The organism is Streptomyces lacaronensis, assembly GCF_047337785.1.
Lineage (GTDB): Bacteria > Actinomycetota > Actinomycetes > Streptomycetales > Streptomycetaceae > Streptomyces > Streptomyces lycopersici.
On record NZ_JBLHDK010000003.1, the window covers coordinates 3,992,764 to 4,017,272 of the forward strand.

Sequence of the window (24,509 nt, forward strand, 5' to 3'; positions counted from 1 at the left end):
GCGCCATCCGGCCGGCGTCACTCCTGAGGGTCCACTCCGGCCCGCAGCAGCCCATAGGCGTAGGCGTCGTCCAGGGCCTGCCAGGACGCGGCGATCACGTTCTCCCCGACGCCCACGGTCGACCACTCCCCCTGGCCGTCCGCGGTGGAGACCAGCACCCGGGTGGTGGACTCGGTGCCGTGCTTGCCTTCCAGGATGCGGACCTTGTAGTCCACCAGCTCCATCGTCGCCAGCTGCGGATAGATCCGCTCAAGACCCACCCGCAGCGCCCGGTCCAGCGCGTTGACCGGACCGTTGCCCTCCGCCGTGGCGACGATGCGCTCGCCCTTGGCCCACAGTTTCACGGTGGCCTCGTTGGCGTGGGTGCCGTCCGGGCGGTCCTCGACGATCGCCCGCCAGGACTCGACGCGGAAGAAGCGGCGGGGACGGCCCTCGACCTCCTGGCGCAGCAGCAGCTCGAAGGAGGCGTCGGCGGCCTCGTAGGTGTAGCCCGCGAGCTCCCGCTCCTTGACCCGCTCCACGATCCGGCCCACCAGCGCCCGGTCGCCGCCGAGGTCGATGCCCAGCTCCTTGCCCTTGAGCTCGATCGACGCCCGTCCGGCCATGTCGGAGACGAGCATCCGCATGGTGTTGCCGACCCGCTCGGGGTCGATGTGCTGGTACAGATCCGGGTCGACCTTGATCGCGGAGGCGTGCAGTCCGGCCTTGTGGGCGAAGGCGGAAACACCCACATAGGGCTGGTGAGTGGACGGCGTCAGATTGACGACCTCGGCGATCGCGTGCGAGATCCGGGTCATCTCCTCCAGGGCGCCCTCCGGCAGTACCCGGCGGCCGTACTTGAGCTCCAGGGCCGCGACGACGGGGAAGAGGTTGGCGTTGCCCACCCGCTCGCCGTAGCCGTTGGCCGTGCACTGGACGTGGGTGGCGCCCGCGTCCACGGCGGCGAGGGTGTTGGCGACCGCGCAGCCGGTGTCGTCCTGGGCGTGGATGCCCAGCCGCGCCCCGGTGTCGGCCAGCACGGTGCGGACCACCGCGTCGATCTGGCCGGGGAGCATGCCACCGTTGGTGTCGCAGAGGATCACCACCTCGGCGCCCGCCTCGTGGGCGGCGGAGACGACCTGCTTGGCGTAGCCGGCATTGGCGCGGTAGCCGTCGAAGAAGTGCTCGCAGTCGAGGAAGACCCGGCGGCCCTGGGACCGCAGGTAGGCGACGGTCTCGCGGACCATCGCGAGGTTCTCCTCGAGCGTGGTGCGCAGGGCCAGCTCCACATGGCGGTCGTGGGACTTCGCCACCAGGGTGATCACCGGCGCCCCGGACTCCAGCAGCGCCTTGACCTGGGCGTCGTCCTCGGCGCGCACCCCCGCCTTGCGGGTGGCGCCGAACGCCACCAGCTGGGCGTGCTTGAAGTCGATCTCGGCGCGGGCCCGGGCGAAGAACTCCGTGTCGCGCGGGTTGGCGCCGGGCCAGCCGCCCTCGATGAAGCCCACGCCGAAGTCGTCCAGGTGACGGGCGATGGTCAGCTTGTCCGCGACCGTGAGGTTGATGCCCTCGCGCTGCGCTCCGTCGCGCAGGGTGGTGTCGAAGACATGCAAGCCGTCGTCGGGCAGATCCTTCATGGTTGGTCTGGCTCCTGTCGGATGGATCTCGGTCTACCGGAATATCCGGTTCCGCGCCCTCCTATGATCCCTCACGCTTCGCCTCCGGCGGGATGGTCCGGAAAACGAAAAGACCCCTCGCGGGTGCGAGAGGTCTGCGCGCGGGTCTGGGGCACGGTGGCCGCCCTGTACCGGGTCGTACGGGCGGTCACTGCGGACCGGCGCGCCTGCTGCCAATAATCATGGCGAACGAGAGCACGGAGGCAGTCTGGCACATTCCGCCCCCGCTCTCTCATCCGTCTCAGGATGCGAACCCCCGGTGTCAACGAGGTGACGCCCGAAGGTCGGCCCAGAGGGTTCAGCCCAGAGGGTGCATCCAGCCATGCGGGTCCGGGGCGGCGCCGGTCTGGATGTCCAGCAGCGCCCTGCGCAGCCGCATCGTCACCTCGCCCGGCTCACCGTCGGCCACCGTCCAGCTCGCCCGGGCGGACTTGACCGAGCCGACCGGGGTGATCACGGCCGCCGTACCGCAGGCGAAGACCTCGGTGAGGGTCCCGTCGGCGTTGCCCTCGCGCCAGTCGTCGACGGAGATCCGGCCCTCGGTGACCTCGTAGCCGAGGTCGGCGGCGATCTCCAGCAGCGAGGCGCGGGTGATCCCCGGCAGCAGCGAACCCGACAGCTCGGGGGTCACGATGCGGTTCCCGTACACGAAGTACAGGTTCATCCCGCCCATCTCCTCGATCCAGCGGCGCTCGATCGCGTCCAGCCAGACCACCTGGTCACAGCCCTGCTCGGCGGCCTGTGCCTGGGCGACCAGGGAGGCCGCGTAGTTGCCGCCCGTCTTGGCCGCGCCGGTGCCGCCGGGCGCCGCGCGGACGTACTCCTCCGAGAGCCAGACCGAGACCGGCCGCACACCGCCGGGGAAGTAGGCCCCGGCCGGGGAGGCGATCACCACGAAGAGGAACTCGTTCGCGGGCCGGACGCCGAGCCCGACCTCGGTGGCGAACATGAAGGGCCGCAGGTACAGGGACTGCTCCCCGTGGCCGGGCACCCACGCCTTGTCCTGGGTGACCAGCGCGTCACACGCCGCGATGAAGGTTTCGACGGGGAGCTCCGGCATGCCCATGCGGCGCGCGGACGCCTGGAACCGCTCGGCGTTCTGGTCGGGGCGGAACGTGGCCACGGTGCCGTCGGGCCGACGGTACGCCTTGAGCCCCTCGAAGATCGTCTGGGCGTAGTGCAGCGTCATGTTCGCCGGGTCGAGCGAGAGCGGGGCGTACGGCACGAGCTGGGCCTCGTGCCAGCCACGGCCCTCCGTCCACTTGACCGTCACCATGTGATCGGTGAAGTGGCGGCCGAATCCGGGGTTGGCCAGGATCTTCTCCCGCTCGGCGGCGGGAAGGGGGTGGGAGGAGGGCTTGAGCTCGATCGTGGGCGTCGTCATGGCAGGTAGTCCTTCACCTTCGGTTGTGGCGGACCGCGCTCACACCATCCTGCCCGCAAGCGGTACTAGGACTTCCAAGCTCTTCTTCACACAGCGGCCCCACCGGGGATTATCTCCTAGGTGAGGCCGGGGAAGTGAGCGTTGTGCAACGCGCGGCCCAAGGTCGATGGTCGCACCCAGCCGCGCACTGGCACAGGCTGGGGTCAGCCGGATACTCGGGCGGCGAGCGCGTCGCCGATCTCGTCGGTGGTGCGCGGCGCGGCCGCGTCCCGCTCGGCGAGGTCCGAGGCGACGGCGGTCTCGATACGGGCCGCCTCGTCCCCGTAGCCGAGGTGCGACAGCAGCAGGGCCACCGACAGGACGGTCGCCGTCGGGTCGGCCTTGCCGGTGCCCGCGATGTCCGGCGCGGAGCCGTGGACCGGCTCGAACATCGACGGGAAGGCGCCGGAGGGGTTGATGTTTCCGCTCGCGGCGAGTCCGATGCCACCGGTGACGGCGGCGGCGAGGTCGGTGAGGATGTCACCGAAGAGGTTGTCGGTGACGATCACGTCGAACCGCTCCGGCTGGGTGACGAAGAAGATCGTCGCGGCGTCGACGTGCAGATAGTCCGTGGTGACCTCGGGGTACTCCTGGCCCACCCGGTCGAAGATGTTCTTCCACAGGTGGCCGGCGTGCACCAGGACGTTGTTCTTGTGCACGAGGGTCAGCTTCTTGCGCGGCCGGGAGTTGGCGCGCTCGTAGGCGTCCCGGACCACGCGCTCGACCCCGTGGGCGGTGTTCAGGCTGACCTCGGTGGCGACCTCGTCCGGGGTGCCGGTGCGCATCGAGCCGCCATTGCCCACGTACGGGCCCTCGGTGCCCTCGCGGACGACCACGAAGTCGATGTCGGGGCGGCCGGCCAGCGGGGTCGGGGTGTTCGGGAAGAGCTTCGACGGACGCAGGTTGACGTAGTGGTCGAAGGCGAAGCGCAGCTTGAGCAGCAGCCCGCGCTCGAGCACGCCCGAGGGCACCGACGGGTCGCCGATGGCGCCGAGCAGGATCGCGTCGTGGTCCTTCAGCGACTCCAGCTCCGCGTCCGGCAGGGTGTCGCCGGTGGCGTGCCAGCGCTGGGCGCCGAGGTCATAACTCCTGGTCTCCAGCTTCACGTCCTGCGGAAGGGCGGCGGAGAGGACCTTCAGGCCCTGGGCCACGACTTCCTGGCCGATACCGTCACCGGGGATCACTGCGAGGCGAATGCTGCGAGACATACCGGGACCCTACCGCTCGTCCCATGGATTGACATAGGCGTTCCACCATTCGGACGGTCGCCCAGCGGCAATCGCCCGTTCATCCCCTGTATGGTGCGCCGTTGACCGCTCGGGGGACATTCCGGTCCATGGATACACCACGGTTCGGCGTACCGGAGCGGCTCGCCCGGCGGATGACCATGGCGGAGCAGCACGAGTATCTGCGGGCCCGGCTCTCCCGCCGCCGGGTGCTGCGCGGGGGCGCCGCCACGGCGGGCACGGCCGCGGGCGCGGGGCTGCTGGGCGGCGCGGCGTGCGCGGCCGACACCAAGCCGGCGCCGGCCGCGAGCCCGGAGCCGGGGGCCGCCACGGTGGACGGCGCGCTGGTCGCCCCGTTCGGCCGCCATCTGGCCTTCGGTGCCGATCCGCGGACGCAGATGCGGATCTCCTGGCAGGTGCCGTTCGCGGTGCGCAAGCCGTATGTGCGGCTCGGCACCAGCCCGTTGGAGCTCACCCGCAAGGTCGAGGCCGAGGTGCGCCATCTGCACACCCCGTCGCTGAGCGACAAGCTGCCCGCGGTCGACCAGTTCTATCTGCACGCCGCGGTGGACGGCCTGCGCCCCGGGGTCACCTACTACTACGGCGTCGGGCACGCGGACCGCGACCCCGCCGAGCCGCGTCACTTCGCGTCCGTGGGCACCTTCCGCACCGCGCCGGACCGGCCCGGGAAGTTCGTCTTCACCGCCTTCGGGGACCAGGGGGTGAGCTATGACGCGCTCGCCAACGACCAGTTGATCCTCGGCCAGAACCCGTCGTTCCATCTGCACGCCGGGGACCTGTGCTACGCGGACACCACCGGCCACGGGAAGAAGTCCGACCTCTATGACGCCCGGGTCTGGGACTCCTTCCTCGCCCAGACCGACTCGGTCGCGGCGAGCGTGCCGTGGATGGTGACCACCGGCAACCACGACATGGAGGCGTGGTACTCCCCCGACGGCTACGGCGGCCAGCTGGCCCGCTGGTCGCTGCCCGGGAACGGCCCGGACCCGCGCAAGGCACCCGGGGTCTATTCGTTCGTCTACGGGAACGTGGGCGTGGTCGCCCTGGACGCCAATGACGTGTCGTACGAGATGCCGGCCAACAAGGGGTACACGGACGGGGCGCAGACCCGCTGGCTGGACCGGGAGCTGGGGCAGCTGCGCAAGCGGCCCGGCATCGACTTCCTGGTGGTCTTCTTCCACCACTGCGCCTACTCCACCACCAGCGCCCACGCCTCGGACGGCGGAGTGCGCGACGCGTGGGTGCCGCTGTTCGACAAGCACCAGGTGGACCTGGTCATCAACGGCCATAACCACGTCTACGAGCGGACCGACGCCCTCCGGGGCGGCAAGGCCGCCCGCCGGGTCCCGGTGGAGGGGAGCGCCGACGCGGTGCGCGACGGGATCGTCTATGTGACGGCGGGCGGGGCGGGCGCGAAGCTCTACGAGTTCCCGGTGCCCGACAGCTACGAGGGGCACGTCAAGGACCTCGACGAGGTGAAGACCTACCACTGGACCAAGGACGGCGAGAAGGAGCGGGACGGCGCGGACTGGTCCCGGGTCCGCTACACCGGCTTCTCGTTCCTCGCGGTGGAGGTGGAACCGGGCCCCCGCCCCAGGCTCACGGTCACGGCCCTGGCGGAGTCGGGCGAGCGAGTCGACCGCTTCGAGGTGACCCGGGCCCGGCGTCAGTGACCGGTGGCGCCGCCGTTGTCCCGGCGGTCGAGGGCGCGCTGGAGCGCGGCGGCCGCCTTCTTGCGGTCGGTGTTGTCGGTCTTGCGGCGGATCCTGCGGACAGTCGTCTCGGCCATGATCACATCTCCTCTGCTGAACCCCGGTGAACGCCCGGGAGGAAGGAAAGCTCCCCGAGAAGGTGGCTGCCGGAAGGGGCGGGGGCCTGGGTGCGGCAGGGGTCGCCTGCGCGATGTGCACCGGCCGCGGCCGCCATCGCTGGATGCAGCGAGACGTTCGGCTTCCACAAAAGTAAGGCAGCGGAGCGTCAGTGTCTGCACAATTAGTCGGACGTCCTACTATCTGAGACGCGAACAGCGCGATATCGGCCACTGACCCAGGGTGATCATCTCTCGGCGTCACGCCGATGATCGAGGCCGACCCCCGTCCGACCTCGACCAACGGCGGCCGATCGCAAGTCCGTGGGCGATCCCGCGCCTGGTTACCCACGTAAACTGCGGTAAATAGTGCCTACTTGACTGCTTGACGCTAGCACCGCCGCGTATCGGGCGTCCACAGATTTCCCCCGACGCGCCCCCGGACAGCACCGCGCCCCCGGACCACTTCAGCGCGGTCCGGGGGCGCGGTTCGCCGGGCCCGAGGGTCAGCCCATGTGCGGGTAGCGGTAGTCGGTCGGCGGGACCAGGGTCTCCTTGATGGAGCGGGTGGAGGTCCAGCGCATCAGGTTCTGCTTGGCGCCCGCCTTGTCGTTGGTGCCGGAGGCGCGGCCGCCGCCGAAGGGCTGCTGGCCGACGACGGCGCCGGTCGGCTTGTCGTTGATGTAGAAGTTGCCGGCCGCGAAGCGCAGCGCCTCACAGGCGGCGGCCGCCGCCGCGCGGTCCTGGGCGATGACGGCGCCGGTCAGCCCGTACGGGGCGGCGGACTCCATCTGCTTCAGCATCGCGTCGTACTCCTCGTCCTCGTAGACGTGCACCCCGAGGATCGGGCCGAAGTACTCGTCCTTGAAGATCTCGTTCTCCGGGTCGGTGGAGACCAGCACGGTCGGGCGGACGAACCAGCCCTCGCTGTCGTCGTAGGAGCCGCCCGCGACGACCTCGATCGTCGGGTCGGACTTCGCCCGGTCGATCGCCGCCTTGTTCTTGGCGAAGGCGCGCTCATCGATGACCGCGCCCATGAAGTTGTCGAGGTCGGCCACATCGCCCATGGTCAGCCCGTTGACCTCGGTGGCGAACTCCTCCTTGAGGCCGTTCTCCCACAGGGAGCGCGGCACATAGGCGCGGGAGGCCGCGGAGCACTTCTGGCCCTGGAACTCGAAGGCGCCGCGGGTCATCGCCGTCTTCAGCACCGCCGGATCGGCGGACGGGTGGGCGACGATGAAGTCCTTGCCGCCGGTCTCACCGACCAGCCGCGGATAGGTCTTGTAGTTCTCGATGTTGTTGCCGACCGTCTTCCACAGGTACTGGAAGGTACGGGTCGAACCGGTGAAGTGGATGCCCGCGAGGTCCGGGTGGGCCAGCGCCACCTCGGAGACCTCCTTGCCGTCGCCCGTGACCAGGTTGATCACTCCCTTGGGCAGCCCGGCCTCCTCCAGCACCTCCATCAGCAGCACGGCGGCGTGCGTCTGGGTCGGGGACGGCTTCCAGACCACCACATTGCCCATCAGGGCGGGGGCGGTCGGGAGGTTGCCCGCGATGGCGGAGAAGTTGAAGGGGGTGATCGCGTAGACGAACCCCTCCAGCGGCCGGTGGTCGGTGCGGTTCCAGACCCCGGGCGAGTTGGTCACCGGCTGCTCGGCGAGGATCTGGCGGGCGAAGTGGACGTTGAAGCGCCAGAAGTCGATCAGCTCACAGGGGGTGTCGATCTCCGCCTGCTGCGCGGTCTTCGACTGGCCCAGCATGGTGGACGCGGCGAGCGTCTCCCGCCAGGGGCCGGAGAGCAGATCGGCGGCCTTGAGGATGACCGCGGCACGGTCGTCGAAGCTGAGCGCGCGCCACGCCGGGGCCGCGGCCAGGGCCGCGTCGATCGCGTCCCGCGCGTCCGCTTGAGTGGCGTTGGCGTAGGTGCCCAGGCGGGCGGAGTGCTTGTGCGGCTGGACGACGTCGAAGCGCTCCCCCGCTCCCATCCGCTTCTGGCCGCCGATGGTCATCGGCAGGTCGATGGGGTTCTCGCCGAGCTCCTTGAGCTTGGTCTCGAGGCGGGCGCGCTCCGGGGTACCGGGGGCGTAGGTGTGCACCGGCTCGTTCACCGGCACGGGGACCTGGGTGACGGCGTCCATGATGGCCCTTGTCTCCTTCGATCGTCGGGGGCGTCGGGGGTTTACGAGGTCTGCGATCCCGGGAGCGGTCAGCGGCGGCCGACCAGCGAGCGCAGGAAGAATGTGAGGTTGGCGGGACGCTCCGCGAGGCGGCGCATGAAGTACCCATACCAGTCTGTGCCATACGGCACGTAAACCCGCATACGGTGACCTTCCGCCACCAGCCGCTCCTGCTCGGCCACGCGGATCCCGTACAGCATCTGGAACTCGTACTCGTCCAGCTTGCGCCCGAGGCGGTGCGCCAGGTCCTGGGCGATGGCGACCATGCGCGGATCGTGCGACCCGATCATGGGGTAGCCGTCACCGGCCATGAGGATCTTCAGACAGCGCACATACGCGCGGTCCACCTCGCGCTTGTCCTGGTGGGCGACGCTCGCCGGCTCGTTGTACGCGCCCTTCACCAGCCGCACCCGGGAGCCTTCCCCGGCCAGCGCCCGGCAGTCGTCCTCGGTCCTGAAGAGATACGACTGGAGCACCGCGCCGGTCTGCGGGAAGCGGGTGCGCAACTCGCCGAGGATGGCGAGAGTGGAGTCCACCGTGGTGTGGTCCTCCATGTCGAGGGTGACCGTGGTGCCCGCCGCGGCGGCGGCCTCCACGACCGGGGTCACATTGGCCAGCGCCAGATCGTGGCCGCCGGGCAGCGCCTGGCCGAAGGCGGAGAGCTTCACGGACATCTCCGCGCGTCCGGCGAGCCCCTCGGTGGCGAGCGCCTCGGTCAGCGCCAGATAGGCGTCACGGCTGCGCAGCGCCTCCGACCGGTCGGTCACGTCCTCGCCCAGATGGTCCAGGGTGACGTCCAGGCCGCGGGCGGTCAGCGACCGCACCGCCCCCAGGGACTCGGCCAGCCGTTCCCCGGCGACGAAGCGGTCCACCATCGGGCGGGTGACCGGCGCGGCCGAGACGATACGGCGGATGGCGGCACTGCGCGAAGCGGCGAGCAGCACGGGTCCCAGCACGGGGCACCTCCACGATGACGGCCGATGAACGGCAACGGCAACTCACCGTGAAACTTAAGGATGGCGCGGATTCCGGACCATCGACAGCTGTCACGCATCCGTGGCCGGGATCTCAGACATCTGTATGAGAGTGTGGGAGGCGAAAGCGGGAAGAGGCGGGACCCATGCGCGACGACTACCAGCAGTTGGTGGACGAGATCACGGCGGTGCTCCGGGCACCCGCGACCCTGGAGAACCGCGACTTCGCGCTGATCGCCTTCGGTGCCCAGGACAGCGAGGACAGCGATGGCACAGCGGAGCCCGCGCTGGACCCGGTGCGCACCCGCTCGATCCTCCAGCGTCGCTCGACGGCGGCGGTGCGGGCCTGGTTCGAGGCGTTCGGGATCGCCCGGGCGCAGGCTCCGCTGCGGATTCCGCCCGACCCGGCGGCCGGGGTGTTCATGGGCCGCATCTGTCTGCCCGTCCGGCACCGCGGGGTGGTGCACGGCTATGTCTGGCTGCTCGACGACGGCCATCTCGCCGATCTGGAGCTGGGCGGCCCGGCGGGCGCGCGGGACCCCCGGCTGGTCCGCGCGATGGAGACCGCGGACCGCATCGGGGCGCTGCTGGCGGCCGAGGCACGGGCCGGGGAGGAACTCGGCGAGCTGCTGCGCGATGCGCTGACCGGACCGCCTGCCGGGCGGGACACCGCCCGCTCCGGGCTGCGGAGCGCGCTGCGTGGAGCGGCCGACGGGCCGCTGGCGCTGGTGGCGGTGGTGCCGTGGACGCCGGGGACCGGCGAGGACGCGGACCACCCGGGCCTCCCCCATCTGCCGGGCATCGTGGCGGCGTGCGCGCTGCTGGGGGACGCGGCGGCCGGGATGTCCGGGTCGCCCGGAGCGGCCGGGGCACCCGGCGCGGGGCTCGCGGCACTGGTCCGGCTGCGCGCGGCCTCCGCCCTGGACCCGGCCCGCGCGACGGCCGAGCAGCTGTTGCGCTCGCCCCGGGCCACGGCGGCCGGCCGGGGCCCGGGAAGACCGGCGCCCGGGGCCGCCGCCGGGATCAGCGCTCCCCGGCGCGGGCTGGAGGATCTGCCCGCCGCCTGGCAGGAGGCGCTGGCCGCCGCGCGGGCGGCGCACGCCGACACCCACCTGGGCCCGGTCGCGGAGTGGTCCGCCATCGGCCCGTACCGACTGCTGGCAGCGCTGCCCGCGCTGCCGCCCGACGCCGCCGTACGGCCGCTGCTGGAGCCCGCCCACGCCGAGCTCGCCCGCACCGCCGAGACCTTCCTCGACTGCGCGGGCCAGGCCGGGCGCACCGCCCAGCGGCTGGGCATCCACCGGCAGACGCTGTACTACCGGCTCTCGCGGGTGCGGCAGCTGACCGGTCTCGACCTGGACGCGGGCGAGGACCGGCTGCTGCTCCATATGACGCTGAAGGCGGCGCGTCTCGGGCCGCCGGGACACTGAGCCCGGGGGTCAGCCGACGGGGGCGTCGGGCGCGTCCGGGGCGTCCGGGGCGGCCGGTGCCACGGGGACGTCGCCGACGATCCGGCGCATCGCCTCGACGAGGTCATGGGCGCTGGGCATGAGGTCGGGGTCGATGGCCATCTGGACGACCATCCCGCTCACCAGCGTCATATAGAACGAGCCCATGACCCGGGAGGTCTCCTCGTCCACATCGCGCTCGTCGATGCCGTGGATCAGCCCCACCAGCCCCTGGCGCCCCTCCGGTTGGGCCCGGCCGAAGGCCGCGCGCAGCTCGGGATCGTTCTGGACCTGGAGGATGGCCTCCAGCTGGGAGCGCCACACCGCCTGGTGCTTGTCGAACAGCTCCAGCACTCGGGTCCACCGGGCCTCGAACCGCTCCCGCAGCCCGGTGTCCGGGCCCTCACCGGCCGGGGCGTCCGCCTCCAGGGACCGCTGGACGTCATCGGCCCAGTCGCCCATGGAGGCGAAGAGCGCCTCCCGCATCAGGGCGTCCTTGGAGCCGTAGTGGTAGCCGATGGAGGCCAGGTTGGCGCCCGAGGCGGCCACGATGTCCCGCGCCGTCGTACGCGACCAGCCCTTCTCCTCAAGGCAGCGCTTGGCCCCGGCCAGCAGATCCTCTCGATGTCCCATGGCGCCAGGGTATCCCGATCCCATACGACCGTCCTAGACGAACGTCTCACACGATCGTTTTACACAGACGTACTAGACGCTTGTTTAAGACGCTCGTATAGTCGCCGTCATGACCTCGCCTTCCACCGGCCCACGCGCCGGACGCAGGGAGTGGACCGCCTTCGTGGTCCTGATGCTTCCGCTCCTCCTGGTCTCCATGGATGTGTCGGTGCTGTACTTCGCGGTGCCGGCCATCAGCCGGGAGCTGCACCCCAGTTCCACCCAGCAGCTGTGGATCTTCGACATCTACGCCTTCGCCCTCGCCGGGCTGCTCATCACCATGGGAGCGCTGGGCGACCGCTTCGGACGGCGGAAGCTGCTGCTGTTCGGGGCCGCGGCCTTCGGCGCCGCGTCCGTGGCGGCGGCGTACGCGCAGAGCGCCGGGATGCTCATCGCCGCACGGGCGGTGCTCGGGATCGGCGGCGCCACCCTGATGCCCTCGACGATGGCGCTGGTCCGCAACCTCTTCCTCGACGAGAAGCAGCGGGCCAAGGCGATCGCGATCTGGTCGTCGGCCATGGCGGGCGGTATCGCGCTGGGCTCGGTGCTGAGCGGGGTGATGATCGAGCACTTCTGGTGGGGCTCGGTCTTCCTGATCAACGTCCCGGCGATGGTGCTGCTGCTGGCGCTGGTGCCGCTCCTGGTGCCGGAGTTCAAGGACCCCGCGCCCGGGCCGTTCGATCTGCCGAGCGTGCCGCTGTCGATGGCCGCCGTGCTCCCGGTGATCTATGGGCTGAAGAAGATCGCCGCCGACAACGGTGTCGGCCTGATCCCGGTGCTGTCCATCCTGGCCGGTCTCGTCATCGGCACCGTCTTCGTACGGCGCCAGCGCATCCGGCGCGACGCGATGATCAGCCCGGAGCTGTTCCACCACCGCGGCTTCGGCCCGTCGATCGCGCTCAACGCGCTGGCCACCTTCGCCATGATGGGCTCGGCCTACTTCACCACCCAGTATCTGCAATCAGTGCTCGGCAAGGGCCCGTTGGAGGCGGCGCTGTGGAGCCTGGCCCCGTCCGTCTGCGTCGGCCTCGCCGGTCCGGCGGCGGCCGCGGCGGTCCAGCGCGGCGCCAACCGGGCGTACGTGATCGGCGCGGGCTTCGCGACCGCGGCCATCGGCTACGGGATCCTGGCCCTGGCCGGTACGGACGCGCTGTGGACCGTGTTGATCGGCGCCGCGGTCCTGGCCAGCGGGATCGTCGCGGTGATGTCGCTCGTCACCGACCTGGCCATCGGCACCGTCCCGCCGAAGCGGGCGGGTTCGGCGGCCGCGCTGCTGGAGACGGGCCAGGAGTTCGGCGGGGCGATGGGCATGGCGGTGCTCGGCAGCGTCGGCACCGCCGTCTACCGGAGCGACGTCAAGGACTCGCTGGGCGCCGGACTGCCCGCCGACTCCCTCGACCAGGTGCGCGAGACGCTGGGCGCGGCCGCCGCGGTGGCGGGTTCGCTGAAGGGGCGGGCCGGTGAGCATCTGCTGGACGCGGCGCGCGAGGCGTTCACCCACGGGATGCGGATCGCGTGCGGCGCGGGGGCGGCCGTCCTGGTGGCGGGCGCGATCCTGGCCCTGGTGACGCTGCGCCGGGTCGGGGCGGAGGAGGCCGGACCGGCGGTCGAGGACGCGCCCTCGACCGACGCGGACGAGGCGGTGCCGAGTCACTGAGCCATGGCCTGACGCCTGTTGGGGACTCCACCGCGCGGTGGAGTCCCCAACAGGGCTTATGCACAGGCCGAGTTCAACGCACACGTACGGGTTTCCTCGAACACGACGGCAACCATTCCCCGCCCGGCGGCAACCAGAGGACGGCGGCCGGACACGGCGGCCAGAGGTCTGAGCAGCCACCCCACGCGAGAGGAGTGACGCACCGTGCGCATCACCAGAGCGTTAGCGGCGGCCGGGCTCGCCGCCGCCTTCCTGATCGGCGCGGCCCACACACCACAGGCCGTCGCGGGCGAACTGCCGGGCGACACCCGGTTCTTCAACAACCCCGACTCGCTCGTCAACAAGTGGGTCGCCGCCAATCCGGGCGACTCCCGGCAGCAGCGCATCGCCTCGCGGATCGCCAGTCAGCCCCAGGCCGTGTGGTTCTCCCGGTACTCCCCCGCCACCGTCACCGAGGACGTCCGCAAGGTCACCTCCGCCGCCTCCGCCAATGGCCAGACCCCCGTCCTGGTGACGTATCAGATCCCCAACCGCGACTGCGGCGGGGCCTCCGCGGGCGGCGCGCCCGACCTGGCGAGCTATGACGCTTGGGTGCGCGGCTTCGCCGCCGGGCTGGGCAGCGGGCCCGCCGTCGTCATCCTCGAACCCGACTCGATCGCGCTCATCAGCTGCCTCTCGCCCACCGAGCTGAGCGGCCGCTACGCCTCCCTGGCCCGCGCCGCCACCGCCATCCACAGCGCGAACCCCAACGCCCGGGTGTACTTCGACGCCGGGCACTCGGCCTGGAACAGCGCCGCCGTCCAGGCGTCGCGGCTCCGCTCGGCCGGGGTGCTGACCAGCGGCGACGGCATCTACAGCAATGTCTCCAACTTCCGCCGCACCGCCGACGAGGTGGCCTTCACCAAGAGCGTGCTCGCTCAGCTCGGCACCTCCTCCGGACTCACCGCCGTCGTCGACACCAGCCGCAACGGCAACGGCCCCGCCCCCGACAACGCCTGGTGCGACCCCCACGGCCGCAAGGTCGGCGAAAACCCCACGGCGAACACCGGCGACCCGGCCATCGACGCCTATCTCTGGGTCAAGCCCCCGGGCGAGGTCGACGGCTGCGCGGGCCCGGCGGGCACCTTCGCACCGGACTACGCCTACGAACTGGCGGGCTGACGGCCGGTCGACACGGCCGCCTGCCCGCCACTCCGGTCAGAGGTGGTCAATCTCGGTGAGGTCGATGTCGATGGTGAACGGGACCGAGACCTTCAGGCGGTCGTGGTAGATGCCCGTGGGCACATAGGTGCGGGTCACCGGGTCCAGCTCGAAGACGTGAACCACCGGACGCCGCTCCTCTCCCTTCTCGACCAGCCAGAAGTGCCGGATCCCCGCCTCGGCGTAGAGCTGCGGCTTGCGCTTGCGGTCACGTGCCTCCGAATCCGGCGAGACCGCCTCCACGACGAGCAGGACATCGGCCGCTTCGTAGCCCGTCTCATGCCCCTCAGCGGACACCGCATCGGCACACAGCACGGAGAGGTCGGGCTCAGGACGGTTACGCCGGTCCAGGGTCACCGTCATATCCCGGCACACCCGCAACGACTTCGGCGCCCACTGACGAAGAGCGGCATTCAACAGACAGACGACCAGTGAGTGGAAGGCTCTCTGCGGGCCCGCGAAGACGAGACTGCCGTCGATCAGCTCGGTGTGTCGCGGATGCTCCGGGATGCGATCGAGGTCGTCAGCGGTGAATCCGTCCGGAGGCGGAAAGACCCAGGCCGGGAGCGGCTCTTCAACGGCTGGGAGACCATCCATGGACGGGATTGTGGTCCCCCAAGCGAGGACAACGGCCAGGAACGCCGGGAACGCCCCCACACGGGTGAGCGGCGCCCCCGGCGTTGACGCGACCCGGCTATGCGCCCAGCCCGCGCAGGAACACCTCCAGCCCGCCGAAGAACTCCCGCTCCACCCCCACGCTCCGCGCCTGTCGTGCCGTGTCGGCCATGTACGGGAACTCGTCGGACGGCAGCTCGGAGATCGTGACCGTGCCCGCGCCGGACAGCGGTCCGAGGTGTTCGAGCTGGATCGCGCCGATCACATAGCCGAGGAGGGCGCGCAGGGCGAGGACCCGGCGTTCGCCGTCCAGGCCCGCCTCGGTGAGGATCGCGAGCGCCGCCTCCGCCCACCGCAGTGAGCTGGGGGAACGGTGCCGGTGGGTGAGGGTCAGCGGGAGGACCGCGGGGTGGGCGCTGACGGTGTCGCGCAGCCGGCCGACCATGATCCGGAGTCGTTCGTCCCATGGGGCTCCGGGATCGGGCGGGGCGGTGTCGACAGCACCGAGGACGCGCTCGACGACCAGCCCTTCGAGCTCCTCGCGATCGTCCACATAGCGATAGAGCCCCATCGTGCTCATCCCGAGTTCCTTGGCGACGGCGCGCATCGAGAGCCCGGTGAGCCCCTCACGGTCGAGGACGGCGAGGGCGGCCGAGGCCAGCTGGGCGGGGGTGAGGGAGCGGGGTCGTGGCATGGCGGTTGACAGCGTACGGCATACGCCTACGCTGGTAGGCGTATGCCGTACGCTTACGAAAGGGGGCTCCCGTGGAGCCCGGTTCCGTCGTCTCCGCCCGCACCCTCGCCCCCGTGACCGGTCCGGCCGTCGCCGTGCCCGACCCTGGCCGGCTGATCCACCTTCAGTTCCGGCGCTTCGCCGGATGCCCCGTCTGCAACCTTCATCTGCGATCGATCGTGCGGCGCCACCAGGAGATCGAAGCGGCCGGAATCCGGGAGGTCGTGGTCTTCCACTCCCCCGCCGAGGAGTTGCGCGAGCACACGGACGGGCTGCCGTTCGCCGTCGTCGCCGACCCCGGGAAGCGGCTGTACCGGGAGTTCGGGGTGGAGCAGGCGCGCAGGGCCCTGCTCAGCCCGCGTGCCTGGGGGCCGATCGTGTGGGCGCTGGTCACCGGCGTGTGGGCGGTCCTCCGCGGCAGGGAGAAGCTCCCCGAGCCCAGCCAGCCCGGGGGCCGCCTCGGGCTGCCCGCGGACTTCCTGATCCGCGGGGAGGGCATCGGCGGGGACGGCCGCGTCATCGCCGCCAAGCACGGCGAGCACGCCTATGACCAGTGGTCGGTGGATGAGCTGCTGGAGCTGGCCGCCCGCGCGCCGCGCCCCGACCCCACTCCCTGACCCACCACCGCCAGAGGCCCTCCGCTCCGGCGATGGGGCGAAGGACCTCCTGGGCCTCCTGGGCCTCCCGGGCGTCCGGGATATCCGGAACGCACCGGACGCGAGGCGTCGTCAGCCCATGTGGGCGGGGAGCGGGGTGGCGCCTTCGGCGCCGGGCTCGCGTACCGGGCGCGGGGTGTTCATCAGCAGGGCCACGACCACCGCGGCGCCCGCGAGGATCGAGGACGAGACGACGAAGGCGTGCGAGAAGCCCTCGACCAGACCGGCCTTGGCGGTCGCCTTGGCCGTCTGCGGTGTCATCTGTCGGGCGTGCGAGGCCATGTAGTCCGAGGTCGCGCTGGTGGCGATGGTGTTGAGCATCGCCGTGCCAATGGAACCGCCGATCTGCTGGGCGGTGTTGACGGTGGCGGAGGCGACGCCCGCGTCCCCCGCCCCCACGCCATGGGTCGCGTAGTTCATCGAGGGCGCCATCACCAGGCCCATGCCGAAGCCGACCAGGAGCTCGGCGGGCAGCACCCCCGCCGCGTACGAGCTGTCGACGTCCAGGGGCACCAGCAGGACGACTCCGGTGGCCGCGATCAGCAGACCGGGGGCCACCAGCAGGCGCGGCGGCACCTTGGGGATGAGGCGGGAGGCGACGCCGCCCGCGCCGATCAGCACCGCCCCGGTCATCGGCAGGAACGCCACACCGGTGAGCAGCGCCGAGTACCCCTTCACGAGCTGCATGTAGTACGTGAGGAAGAGGAACATCGCGAACATGCCGACCACCGAGAGGCCGACCGCCAGATAGGCGCTGCCACGGGTGCGGTCCGCCACCACGCGCGGCGGCAGCAGCGGCCGTGCCACGCTCCGCTCCACCATCACGAAGGCGAAGAGCAGCACCGCGCCCAGGATGAGCAGCCCGGTCACCAGCCTGGAGTCCCAGCCCTCGGACTCGGCCTCGCTGCATCCGTAGACCACGGCCACCAGCCCGCATACCGCCAGCACCACACCGGGGATGTCGAACCGGGCCCGGCCCTCGGCGCGGGTGTCGGTGGGCAGCACGGACCAGCTGATGGCGGCGACGACGGCGATCGGCACATTGACGTACAGGCACCAGCGCCAGTCGAGGTACTCGGTCAGCAGTCCGCCGACGACCAGCCCGATCGCACCGCCACCCGCCGCGATCGCGCCGAAGATGCCGAACGCCTTGGCGCGCTCGCGGGGCTCGGTGAAGTTCACCGCGAGCAGCGACAGCGCCGAGGGGGCGAGCAGCGCGGCGAAGGCGCCTTGCAGGGCGCGGGCCGCGAGCAGCATCTCGAAACCGGAGGCGGCGCCGCCGAGCGCGGAGGCCCCGGCGAACCCCAGCAGGCCGATGAGAAAGGTGCGCTTACGGCCCGTGTAGTCCGCGATCCGGCCGCCGAGCAGCAGCAGACTGCCGAACGCCAGGGTGTAGGCGGTGATGACCCACTGCCGGTCGCCGTCGGAGATGCCGAGGTCCCTCTGGGCCGACGGCAGGGCGATGTTCACGATGGTGATGTCGAGGACGATCATCAGCTGGGCCAGGCCGATGAAGACGAGGGCGAGCCAGCGCCGGGGGTTGGCTTGCGGCGGTGCCTGCGAGAGCTGGGACATGACGATGCCTTTCTGGTCTTGCGGAAGGCGAGCGGAGAGGGAGGTCAGGCGGGGCCGGAGTGGGTGTCGCGGGCGTCGTGGGCGCCTCGGGCCTCCCGGACGTCGTGGGTCTCGTGGGCGTCGTCGATCACTCGCTCCCGGATGCGTTTGAACGCCTCGGCGTCGACGGCCGGGCCGCCGAGCGGGGCAGTGGGGCGCGGGGAGCCGGTGGGGCGCAACCCGTCGATGTAGACATCCAGTTGGCGATGGGCGAGGGCGTCATCGGGGGCGAACCGGCCGCCGCCGGGCAGCGGCCGCGTCAGCCGGATGATCATCAGCGTGATGTCGCCGAAGACGACATCACTCCGGACCAGCCCCTGGGCCTGGGCGCGCAGGAGCATCGCGTCGATCGGGTCGACGGCGTCGCCGGGGACGCTGTCGAGGATCTCGTCCACGGTGAACCGGCCCAGCAGCGCGAGCATCACCGAGCCGATCTTGAGGTCGAGGGCGGCGTGCATGAAGCGGCGCAGCGCGAGACAGGGATCGCCCTCCTCGGCGGCGGCCCGGCTCGCGGCCTCGACCAGCGCGGTCAGCACCTCGATGGCGACCCCTCGGTGCAGATCGGCACGGTGCGGAAACCGCCGGTAGAGGGTCGCGATGCCGACCCCGGCGCGCCGGGCTATCTCATCCAGCGGGGCATCCGGCCCCTGATCGGCGAAGACCTCGCGGGCGGCGCGCAGGATCTGCTCCCGGTTGCGCCGCGCGTCGGCGCGCATGGGGGGCGACAGGACGTCGGCAAGGGCGTCGGTGTCGGTCTCAGCGTCTGCGGACACGGCACTCTCCTGACAGCACGGCACATACCTACAGCTATGTGGAGAAATTTTCTCCACATAGCTGCGAGCGTAGCGAGCCCACCGCCATTATTCAACACACGATGAAAAAGATCCGGAACCCCTCCGGCGCGCCTTGGCGCCATGGACGCACAAAGACCTGGGCCCGGCCCCCGCCGAAGCGGGGACCGGGCCCAGGTGGGTGATGCCTTGAGCGGCTCAGACCAGATTGACCGAGCGGGCCGAGGTGGCGCCGATCTCCTCGGCGATCTCGGTGAGCACGGGCTGCGGAATGGTGTCGTCCACCGTGAGCGCAACCAGCGCGGCACCGCCCGCCGTGGCCCGCGAGACCTGCATCCCCGCGATGTTGATCCCCGCCTCGCCCAGGATGCGGCCGAGCGTGCCGACCACACCCGGGCGGTCGGTGTAGCGGAGGAAGGCCATGTGGTCGGCGAGCGCCAGATCCACGTCGTACTCCCCCACCGCGACGATCTTCTGCTGGTGCTTGGGGCCGGCCAGCGTGCCGGAGATCGAGACCTCCTCGCCGTCCGACAGGGTGCCGCGCACGGTCACCACGTTGCGGTGCTCGCTCGACTCCGAGCTGGTGGTCAGCCGCACCTCGACCCCGCGCTCCTGCGCGAACAGCGGCGCGTTCACATACGAGACGGTCTCGTCCACGATGTCCTCGAAGACGCCCTTGAGCGCCGACAGCTCCAGCACCTTGACGTCGTGCTGGGTGATCTCGCCGTACACCTCGACATCGAGGCGGACCGCGACCTCGCCCGCCAGCGCGGTGAAGATCCGCCCCAGCTTCTCGGCCAGCGGCAGCCCGGGCCGTACGTCCTCGGCGATGACGCCACCCTGGACGTTCACCGCGTCCGGGACGAGCTCGCCGGCCAGCGCCAGCCGCACCGAGCGGGCGACCGCGATGCCCGCCTTCTCCTGGGCCTCACCGGTCGAGGCGCCCAGATGCGGGGTGACCACCACATTGTCGAACTCGAACAGCGGGGACTCGGTGCACGGCTCCTGGGAGAAGACGTCCAGCCCGGCCCCGGCCACCCGGCCCTCCTTGAGGGCGGCGGCCAGCGCCGCCTCGTCCACGATCCCGCCGCGCGCGGCGTTCACGATCCGGACCTCCGGCTTGACCTTGTGCAGCGCCTCGTCGCCGATCAGGCCGACCGTCTCGGGGGTCCTGGGGAGGTGGACCGTGATGAAGTCGGCGACCTCGAGCAGCTCGTCCAGCGAGAGCAGCTTCACACCCATCTGCGCGGCCCGCGCGGGCTGCACATACGGGTCGTAAGCGACGACCTTCATGCCGAAGGCGGACATCCGCTGGGCCACCAGGACGCCGATACGGCCGAGGCCGACCACGCCCAGGGTCTTCTCGCTCAGCTCCACACCGGTGTACTTGCTGCGCTTCCACTCGCCGTTCTTCAGCGCGGCATTGGCCTGCGGGATGTTCCGGGCCGTGGCCACCAGCAGACCGCAGGCCAGCTCGGCGGCGGTGACGATGTTGGACGTCGGCGCGTTGACGACCATGACGCCCGCCTTGGTGGCGGACGAGACGTCCACATTGTCCAGGCCGACGCCCGCGCGGGCGACCACCTTCAGCTTCTTCGCGGCGGCGATGGCCTCGGCGTCGACCTTGGTCGCGCTGCGGACGAGGATCGCGTCCACATCGGCGATGGCGGGAAGGAGCTCGGCTCGGTCCGCCCCGTTGCAGTTCCGGATCTCGAAGTCCGGGCCCAGGGCCTCGACCGTCGCCGGAGAGAGCTCTTCGGCGATGAGTACGACGGGCTTACCAGTGGAAGCAGTGCTCACGTGGTCTTCAGTCCTCACTAGTCCTCAGCGGACGGCCGTCCCGACGGCCGCTGGCGGTGAAGGGGTCAGCCGCGTGGGAGACGCACGACGCTGTGAGCCTGACGCGCTTGCTGTTGATGAGTGTAGTGGCGGTCGGGCCTTCGTCATGTGCCGTTGCGGCAGGATCACCCGCACGTGGTGGTGCGCGATGGACAAAGCGCGAACCGGGTGCGGCGGGGGTCCGGCGGACCCCCGCCGCACCCGGGGCACGGCCTCCGCGCCACCAGGCGCGGTTACGCCTCCTCGTCGACCCAGCTCATGAGCTTGCGCAGCTCCTTGCCGGTGGTCTCCAGCAGGTGGTTCTCGTCGGCCTTCTTCAGCTCGTTGTACTTCGGCAGGCCGGCGTTGTACTCCGCCATCCAGTTCTTGGCGAAGGTGCCGTCCTGGATCTCGCCGAGGATCTTCTTCATCTCGGCCTTGGTGGACTCGTTGATGATCCGCGGACCGGAGACGTAGTCGCCCCACTCGGCGGTCTCGGAGATCGACCAGCGCATCTTCTCCAGGCCGCCCTCGTACATCAGGTCCACGATCAGCTTGAGCTCGTGGAGGCACTCGAAGTACGCGATCTCCGGCTGGTAACCGGCCTCGACCAGGGTCTCGAACCCGGCCTTGACCAGTGCCGAGGTGCCGCCGCACAGCACCGCCTGCTCACCGAAGAGGTCGGTCTCGGTCTCCTCGGTGAAGGTGGTCTTGATGACGCCGGCACGGGTGCCGCCGATGCCCTTGGCGTACGAGAGGGCGAGCGGAAAGGCGTTGCCCGTGGCGTCCTGCTCGACGGCCGCGATGCACGGCACGCCGCGACCCTCCTCGTACTGGCGGCGGACCAGGTGGCCCGGGCCCTTGGGGGCGACCATGCAGACGTCCACGTTGGCCGGGGGCTTGATGAAGTCGAACCGGATGTTGAGACCGTGCCCGAAGAACAGCGCGTCGCCGTCCTTCAGGTTGTCCTTCACGGACTCCTCGTAGACCTTGGCCTGGATCGGGTCCGGGACCAGGATCATGATCACGTCGGCCTCGGCGGACGCCTCGGCCGGGGTGACCACGCGCAGGCCCTGCTCCTCGGCCTTGGCCTTGGACTTGGAGCCCTCGTGCAGGCCGACCCGGACATCGACGCCCGAGTCGCGCAGCGACAGCGCGTGGGCGTGGCCCTGGCTGCCGTAGCCGAGGATTGCGACCTTGCGGCCCTGGATGATGGACAGGTCAGCGTCGTCGTCGTAGAACAGCTCGGCCACTTCGGGAATCTCCTAGCGTGTGGGTTGTGCTTCCCACCGTATGACGGGCGGGCGGGCGAAGGTTTCGGGGTCTCGCCATCCGGTCCGGCGCGGGGTGGCGCCGGACCGTGGCTCCGCTGGTCGGGCGGGGCCGGGGTCAGGCGGACCGGTCGAGCGCGCGCAGGCTCCGGTCGGTGATGGAGCGGGCGCCGCGCCCTATGGCGATGGTGCCGGACTGGACCAGCTCCTTGATGCCGTACGGTTCCAGCATCTTGAGCATGGCCTCGAGCTTGTCGCTGCTGCCGGTGGCCTCGATGGTCACGGCCTCCGGGGAGACGTCCACGGTCTTGGCGCGGAACAGCTGGACGATCTCGACGATCTGGGAGCGGGTCTCGTTGTCGGCGCGGACCTTGACCAGGACCAGCTCCCGCTGGATCGCCTGGCCGTCCTCCAGCTCGACGATCTTCAGCACATTGACCAGCTTGTTGAGCTGCTTGGTGACCTGCTCCAGCGGCAGCTCCTCGACATTGACCACGATGGTGATCCGGGAGATGTCGGGGTGCTCGGTGACGCCGACGGCCAGCGAGTCGATGTTGAAGCCGCGGCGGGAGAACAGGGCGGCGATCCGGGCCAGGATGCCGGGGGTGTTCTCCACCAGGACGGAGAGCGTGTGCTTGGACATGGGCTCGGTCTCTTCTCTCTCTCGGTCCTGGTCTCAGTCGTCCGCGCCGTCGCCGAAGTCCGGGCGGGTGTCGCGCGCCGCCAGGATCTCGTCGTTGGAGGTGCCGGCCGCGACCATCGGCCAGACCATGGCGTCCTCATGGACGATGAAGTCCACGACCACCGGGCGGTCATTGATCGCGTTGGCCTTCTCGATCACGGCGTCGAGGTCGGCCGGGTCCTCGCAGCGCAGTCCGACGCAGCCCATGGCCTCGGAGAGCTTCACGAAGTCGGGGACGCGGGTGCCCAGGCTCGCTTGCGCGGGGGTGTCGGGGCCGGAGTGCAGGACCGTGTTGGAGTAGCGCTGGTTGTAGAAGAGGGTCTGCCACTGGCGGACCATGCCCAGCGCGCCGTTGTTGATGATCGCGACCTTGATCGGGATGTTGTTCAGCGCGCAGGTGACCAGCTCCTGGTTGGTCATCTGGAAGCAGCCGTCACCGTCGATCGCCCAGACCGTACGGCCCTCGTCGGCGCCGGCCTTGGCGCCCATGGCGGCCGGGACGGCGTAGCCCATCGTCCCGGCGCCGCCCGAGTTCAGCCAGGTCGCGGGGGTCTCGTAGTCGATGAAGTGGGCGGCCCACATCTGGTGCTGGCCGACGCCCGCGGCGAAGATCGTGCCCTCCGGCGCCAGTTGCCCGATCCGCTGGATGACCTGCTGCGGGGAGAGGCTGCCGTCGGTGGGCTGGTCGTAGCCGAGCGGGTAGGTCTCCCGCCACCGGTTCAGGTCCTCCCACCAGCCGCTGTAGTCACCGGCGCGGCCCGCGTCGTGCTCGGCCTGGACGGCGACGACCAGGTCCGCGATGACCTCGCGGGCGTCCCCGACGATCGGCACGTCGGCGGCGCGGTTCTTGCCGATCTCGGCCGGGTCGATGTCCGCATGGACGATCTTGGCGTACGGGGCGAAGGAGTCCAGCTTGCCGGTGACGCGGTCGTCGAAGCGGGCGCCGAGCGCCACGATCAGATCGGCCTTCTGCAGCGCGGTCACGGCGGCGACGGTGCCGTGCATGCCCGGCATGCCCAGGTGGAGGTGGTGGCTGTCGGGGAAGGCGCCCAGCGCCATCAGGGTGGTGGTGACCGGCGCGCCGGTCAGCTCGGCCAGCACCTTCAGCTCGGCGGTGGCCCGGGCCTTGATCACACCGCCGCCGACGTACAGCACCGGGCGCTCGGCCTGGGTGATCAGGCGGGCGGCCTCGCGGATCTGCTTGGCGTGCGGCTTGGTGACCGGGCGGTAGCCGGGCAGATCGGTCTGCGGCGGCCAGGAGAAGGTGGTCTGCGCCTGGAGCACGTCCTTGGGGATGTCGACCAGGACCGGGCCGGGGCGGCCGGTGGAGGCGATGTGGAACGCCTCGGCGATCGTGCGCGGAATGTCCTCGGCCTTGGTGACCAGGAAGTTGTGCTTGGTGATCGGCATGGTGATGCCGCAGATGTCCGCCTCCTGGAAGGCGTCCGTGCCGATGGACTTGGACGCCACCTGGCCGGTGATCGCGACGATCGGGACCGAGTCCATATGGGCGTCGCCGATGGGGGTGACCAGGTTGGTCGCTCCGGGGCCCGAGGTCGCCATGCAGACTCCGACCTTGCCGGTGGCCTGGGCGTAGCCGGTGGCCGCGTGGCCCGCGCCCTGCTCATGACGGACGAGCACGTGCCGGACCTTCGAGGAGTCCATCATCGGATCATAGGCGGGGAGAATCGTGCCACCGGGGATGCCGAAGACGGTGTCGGCACCCACTTCCTCGAGGGAACGGATGAGGGACTGCGCGCCCGTGACGTGCTCGACGGGGGCGGACTGCGGTCCGCCGCTACGGGGCCGAGGCTGGGGGTGATGGGACCCGGGGGCCTGCTCGGTCATCGGCATTCTCTTCTCGAAGATGAGGTTCGGTGCGGGAGGGAGGGGGCGGGGCGGTGCACCGGGCCCTGCCGGTGCAACAAAAAACCCCTCGTGCCGTAAGGCAAGCGAGGGGAGCGCGCCGGTGAGGGTCCGCAGGGCTTCGATGAGCCCTGCTCAGCCGACGCGCTGTCCAAGTACGAGAATTCGGGTGCGCATGGCTCCGACCCTCCCCCCCGCGCATA

At 70.7% G+C, this 24,509-nt stretch carries 20 protein-coding genes; 5 read left to right on the forward strand and 15 right to left on the reverse strand.

Translation table 11 applies throughout. The annotated features are described in order from the left end of the window. Positions 1 to 17: 17 nt before the first annotated feature. The 3 genes from cimA to ACMTAK_RS16820 all read right to left on the reverse strand — a co-directional run bounded on the left by cimA (position 18) and on the right by ACMTAK_RS16820 (position 4,286). Positions 18 to 1,616, reverse strand: coding sequence for a citramalate synthase (cimA, locus tag ACMTAK_RS16810; protein WP_413806975.1), 1,599 nt, complete (start codon positions 1,614 to 1,616; stop codon positions 18 to 20). A 337-nt stretch (positions 1,617 to 1,953) separates the two neighbouring features. Continuing rightward, positions 1,954 to 3,039, reverse strand: a complete 1,086-nt coding sequence (locus ACMTAK_RS16815) for a branched-chain amino acid aminotransferase (RefSeq protein WP_413806976.1) — start codon at positions 3,037 to 3,039, stop codon at positions 1,954 to 1,956. Between the two features lie 203 nt (positions 3,040 to 3,242). Further along, positions 3,243 to 4,286 carry a 3-isopropylmalate dehydrogenase gene (locus tag ACMTAK_RS16820; protein WP_413806977.1) on the reverse strand — a complete coding sequence of 348 codons (1,044 nt, stop codon included), beginning with the start codon at positions 4,284 to 4,286 and terminating at the stop codon, positions 3,243 to 3,245. 128 nt (positions 4,287 to 4,414) lie between these two features. Between ACMTAK_RS16820 and ACMTAK_RS16825 the strand changes: the two genes are divergently transcribed. Further along, positions 4,415 to 5,998: a purple acid phosphatase family protein gene (locus ACMTAK_RS16825; RefSeq protein WP_413806978.1), complete on the forward strand. Its 1,584-nt coding sequence runs from the start codon at positions 4,415 to 4,417 to the stop codon at positions 5,996 to 5,998. On the opposite strand, the gene ACMTAK_RS16830 is transcribed toward ACMTAK_RS16825, so the two are convergent. From ACMTAK_RS16830 to ACMTAK_RS16840, 3 genes are all read right to left on the reverse strand, one after another. Continuing rightward, a complete protein-coding gene (locus tag ACMTAK_RS16830; protein ID WP_020868213.1) occupies positions 5,992 to 6,114 on the reverse strand; it encodes a hypothetical protein in 123 nt (40 codons plus the stop codon). The two genes, ACMTAK_RS16825 and ACMTAK_RS16830, sit on opposite strands and share 7 nt — an antisense overlap. Before the next feature lie 524 nt (positions 6,115 to 6,638). Further along, positions 6,639 to 8,270, reverse strand: coding sequence for an L-glutamate gamma-semialdehyde dehydrogenase (gene pruA, locus ACMTAK_RS16835; RefSeq protein WP_413806979.1), 1,632 nt, complete (start codon positions 8,268 to 8,270; stop codon positions 6,639 to 6,641). A gap of 68 nt (positions 8,271 to 8,338) precedes the next feature. Further along, a complete protein-coding gene (locus ACMTAK_RS16840; RefSeq protein WP_413806980.1) occupies positions 8,339 to 9,265 on the reverse strand; it encodes a proline dehydrogenase family protein in 927 nt (308 codons plus the stop codon). Between the two features lie 164 nt (positions 9,266 to 9,429). On the opposite strand from ACMTAK_RS16840, the gene ACMTAK_RS16845 reads away from it, so the two are divergent. Beyond that, the gene (locus ACMTAK_RS16845; RefSeq protein WP_413806981.1) at positions 9,430 to 10,713 is read left to right on the forward strand and encodes a PucR family transcriptional regulator; all 1,284 of its coding nucleotides are present in this window, start codon (positions 9,430 to 9,432) and stop codon (positions 10,711 to 10,713) included. Between the two features lie 9 nt (positions 10,714 to 10,722). On the opposite strand, the gene ACMTAK_RS16850 is transcribed toward ACMTAK_RS16845, so the two are convergent. Beyond that, positions 10,723 to 11,364: a TetR/AcrR family transcriptional regulator gene (locus ACMTAK_RS16850; RefSeq protein WP_413806982.1), complete on the reverse strand. Its 642-nt coding sequence runs from the start codon at positions 11,362 to 11,364 to the stop codon at positions 10,723 to 10,725. A 109-nt stretch (positions 11,365 to 11,473) separates the two neighbouring features. On the opposite strand from ACMTAK_RS16850, the gene ACMTAK_RS16855 reads away from it, so the two are divergent. Beyond that, positions 11,474 to 13,060 (forward strand): MFS transporter, encoded by a 1,587-nt coding sequence (locus ACMTAK_RS16855; protein ID WP_413806983.1) that lies wholly within the window; start codon positions 11,474 to 11,476, stop codon positions 13,058 to 13,060. A 204-nt stretch (positions 13,061 to 13,264) separates the two neighbouring features. Then, positions 13,265 to 14,221 carry a glycoside hydrolase family 6 protein gene (locus ACMTAK_RS16860; RefSeq protein ID WP_413806984.1) on the forward strand — a complete coding sequence of 319 codons (957 nt, stop codon included), beginning with the start codon at positions 13,265 to 13,267 and terminating at the stop codon, positions 14,219 to 14,221. A gap of 36 nt (positions 14,222 to 14,257) precedes the next feature. On the opposite strand, the gene ACMTAK_RS16865 is transcribed toward ACMTAK_RS16860, so the two are convergent. Further along, the gene (locus ACMTAK_RS16865; protein ID WP_413806985.1) at positions 14,258 to 14,857 is read right to left on the reverse strand and encodes a Uma2 family endonuclease; all 600 of its coding nucleotides are present in this window, start codon (positions 14,855 to 14,857) and stop codon (positions 14,258 to 14,260) included. Between the two features lie 97 nt (positions 14,858 to 14,954). Beyond that, positions 14,955 to 15,569, reverse strand: a complete 615-nt coding sequence (locus ACMTAK_RS16870) for a TetR/AcrR family transcriptional regulator (RefSeq protein ID WP_413806986.1) — start codon at positions 15,567 to 15,569, stop codon at positions 14,955 to 14,957. A gap of 71 nt (positions 15,570 to 15,640) precedes the next feature. Here ACMTAK_RS16870 and ACMTAK_RS16875 point away from each other — a divergent pair, with 71 nt between their 5' ends. After that, positions 15,641 to 16,225 carry a peroxiredoxin-like family protein gene (locus ACMTAK_RS16875; RefSeq protein ID WP_413806987.1) on the forward strand — a complete coding sequence of 195 codons (585 nt, stop codon included), beginning with the start codon at positions 15,641 to 15,643 and terminating at the stop codon, positions 16,223 to 16,225. Positions 16,226 to 16,336: 111 nt separating this feature from the next. Here the strand turns inward: ACMTAK_RS16875 and ACMTAK_RS16880 are convergent, their stop codons facing one another. From ACMTAK_RS16880 to ACMTAK_RS16905, 6 genes are all read right to left on the reverse strand, one after another. After that, the gene (locus tag ACMTAK_RS16880) at positions 16,337 to 17,839 is read right to left on the reverse strand and encodes an MFS transporter (RefSeq protein WP_413806988.1); all 1,503 of its coding nucleotides are present in this window, start codon (positions 17,837 to 17,839) and stop codon (positions 16,337 to 16,339) included. A 44-nt stretch (positions 17,840 to 17,883) separates the two neighbouring features. Then, positions 17,884 to 18,651 carry a TetR/AcrR family transcriptional regulator gene (locus ACMTAK_RS16885; protein WP_413806989.1) on the reverse strand — a complete coding sequence of 256 codons (768 nt, stop codon included), beginning with the start codon at positions 18,649 to 18,651 and terminating at the stop codon, positions 17,884 to 17,886. Positions 18,652 to 18,867: 216 nt separating this feature from the next. Next, positions 18,868 to 20,469: a phosphoglycerate dehydrogenase gene (gene serA, locus ACMTAK_RS16890; protein ID WP_413806990.1), complete on the reverse strand. Its 1,602-nt coding sequence runs from the start codon at positions 20,467 to 20,469 to the stop codon at positions 18,868 to 18,870. Between the two features lie 272 nt (positions 20,470 to 20,741). Further along, the gene (gene ilvC, locus ACMTAK_RS16895) at positions 20,742 to 21,740 is read right to left on the reverse strand and encodes a ketol-acid reductoisomerase (protein ID WP_413806991.1); all 999 of its coding nucleotides are present in this window, start codon (positions 21,738 to 21,740) and stop codon (positions 20,742 to 20,744) included. A gap of 136 nt (positions 21,741 to 21,876) precedes the next feature. Beyond that, positions 21,877 to 22,401 (reverse strand): acetolactate synthase small subunit, encoded by a 525-nt coding sequence (gene ilvN / locus ACMTAK_RS16900; RefSeq protein WP_191065556.1) that lies wholly within the window; start codon positions 22,399 to 22,401, stop codon positions 21,877 to 21,879. Between the two features lie 33 nt (positions 22,402 to 22,434). Next, complete coding sequence (locus ACMTAK_RS16905; RefSeq protein ID WP_413806992.1) at positions 22,435 to 24,288, reverse strand: acetolactate synthase large subunit; 1,854 nt, start codon at positions 24,286 to 24,288, stop codon at positions 22,435 to 22,437. Between the last annotated feature and the right edge of the window lie 221 nt (positions 24,289 to 24,509).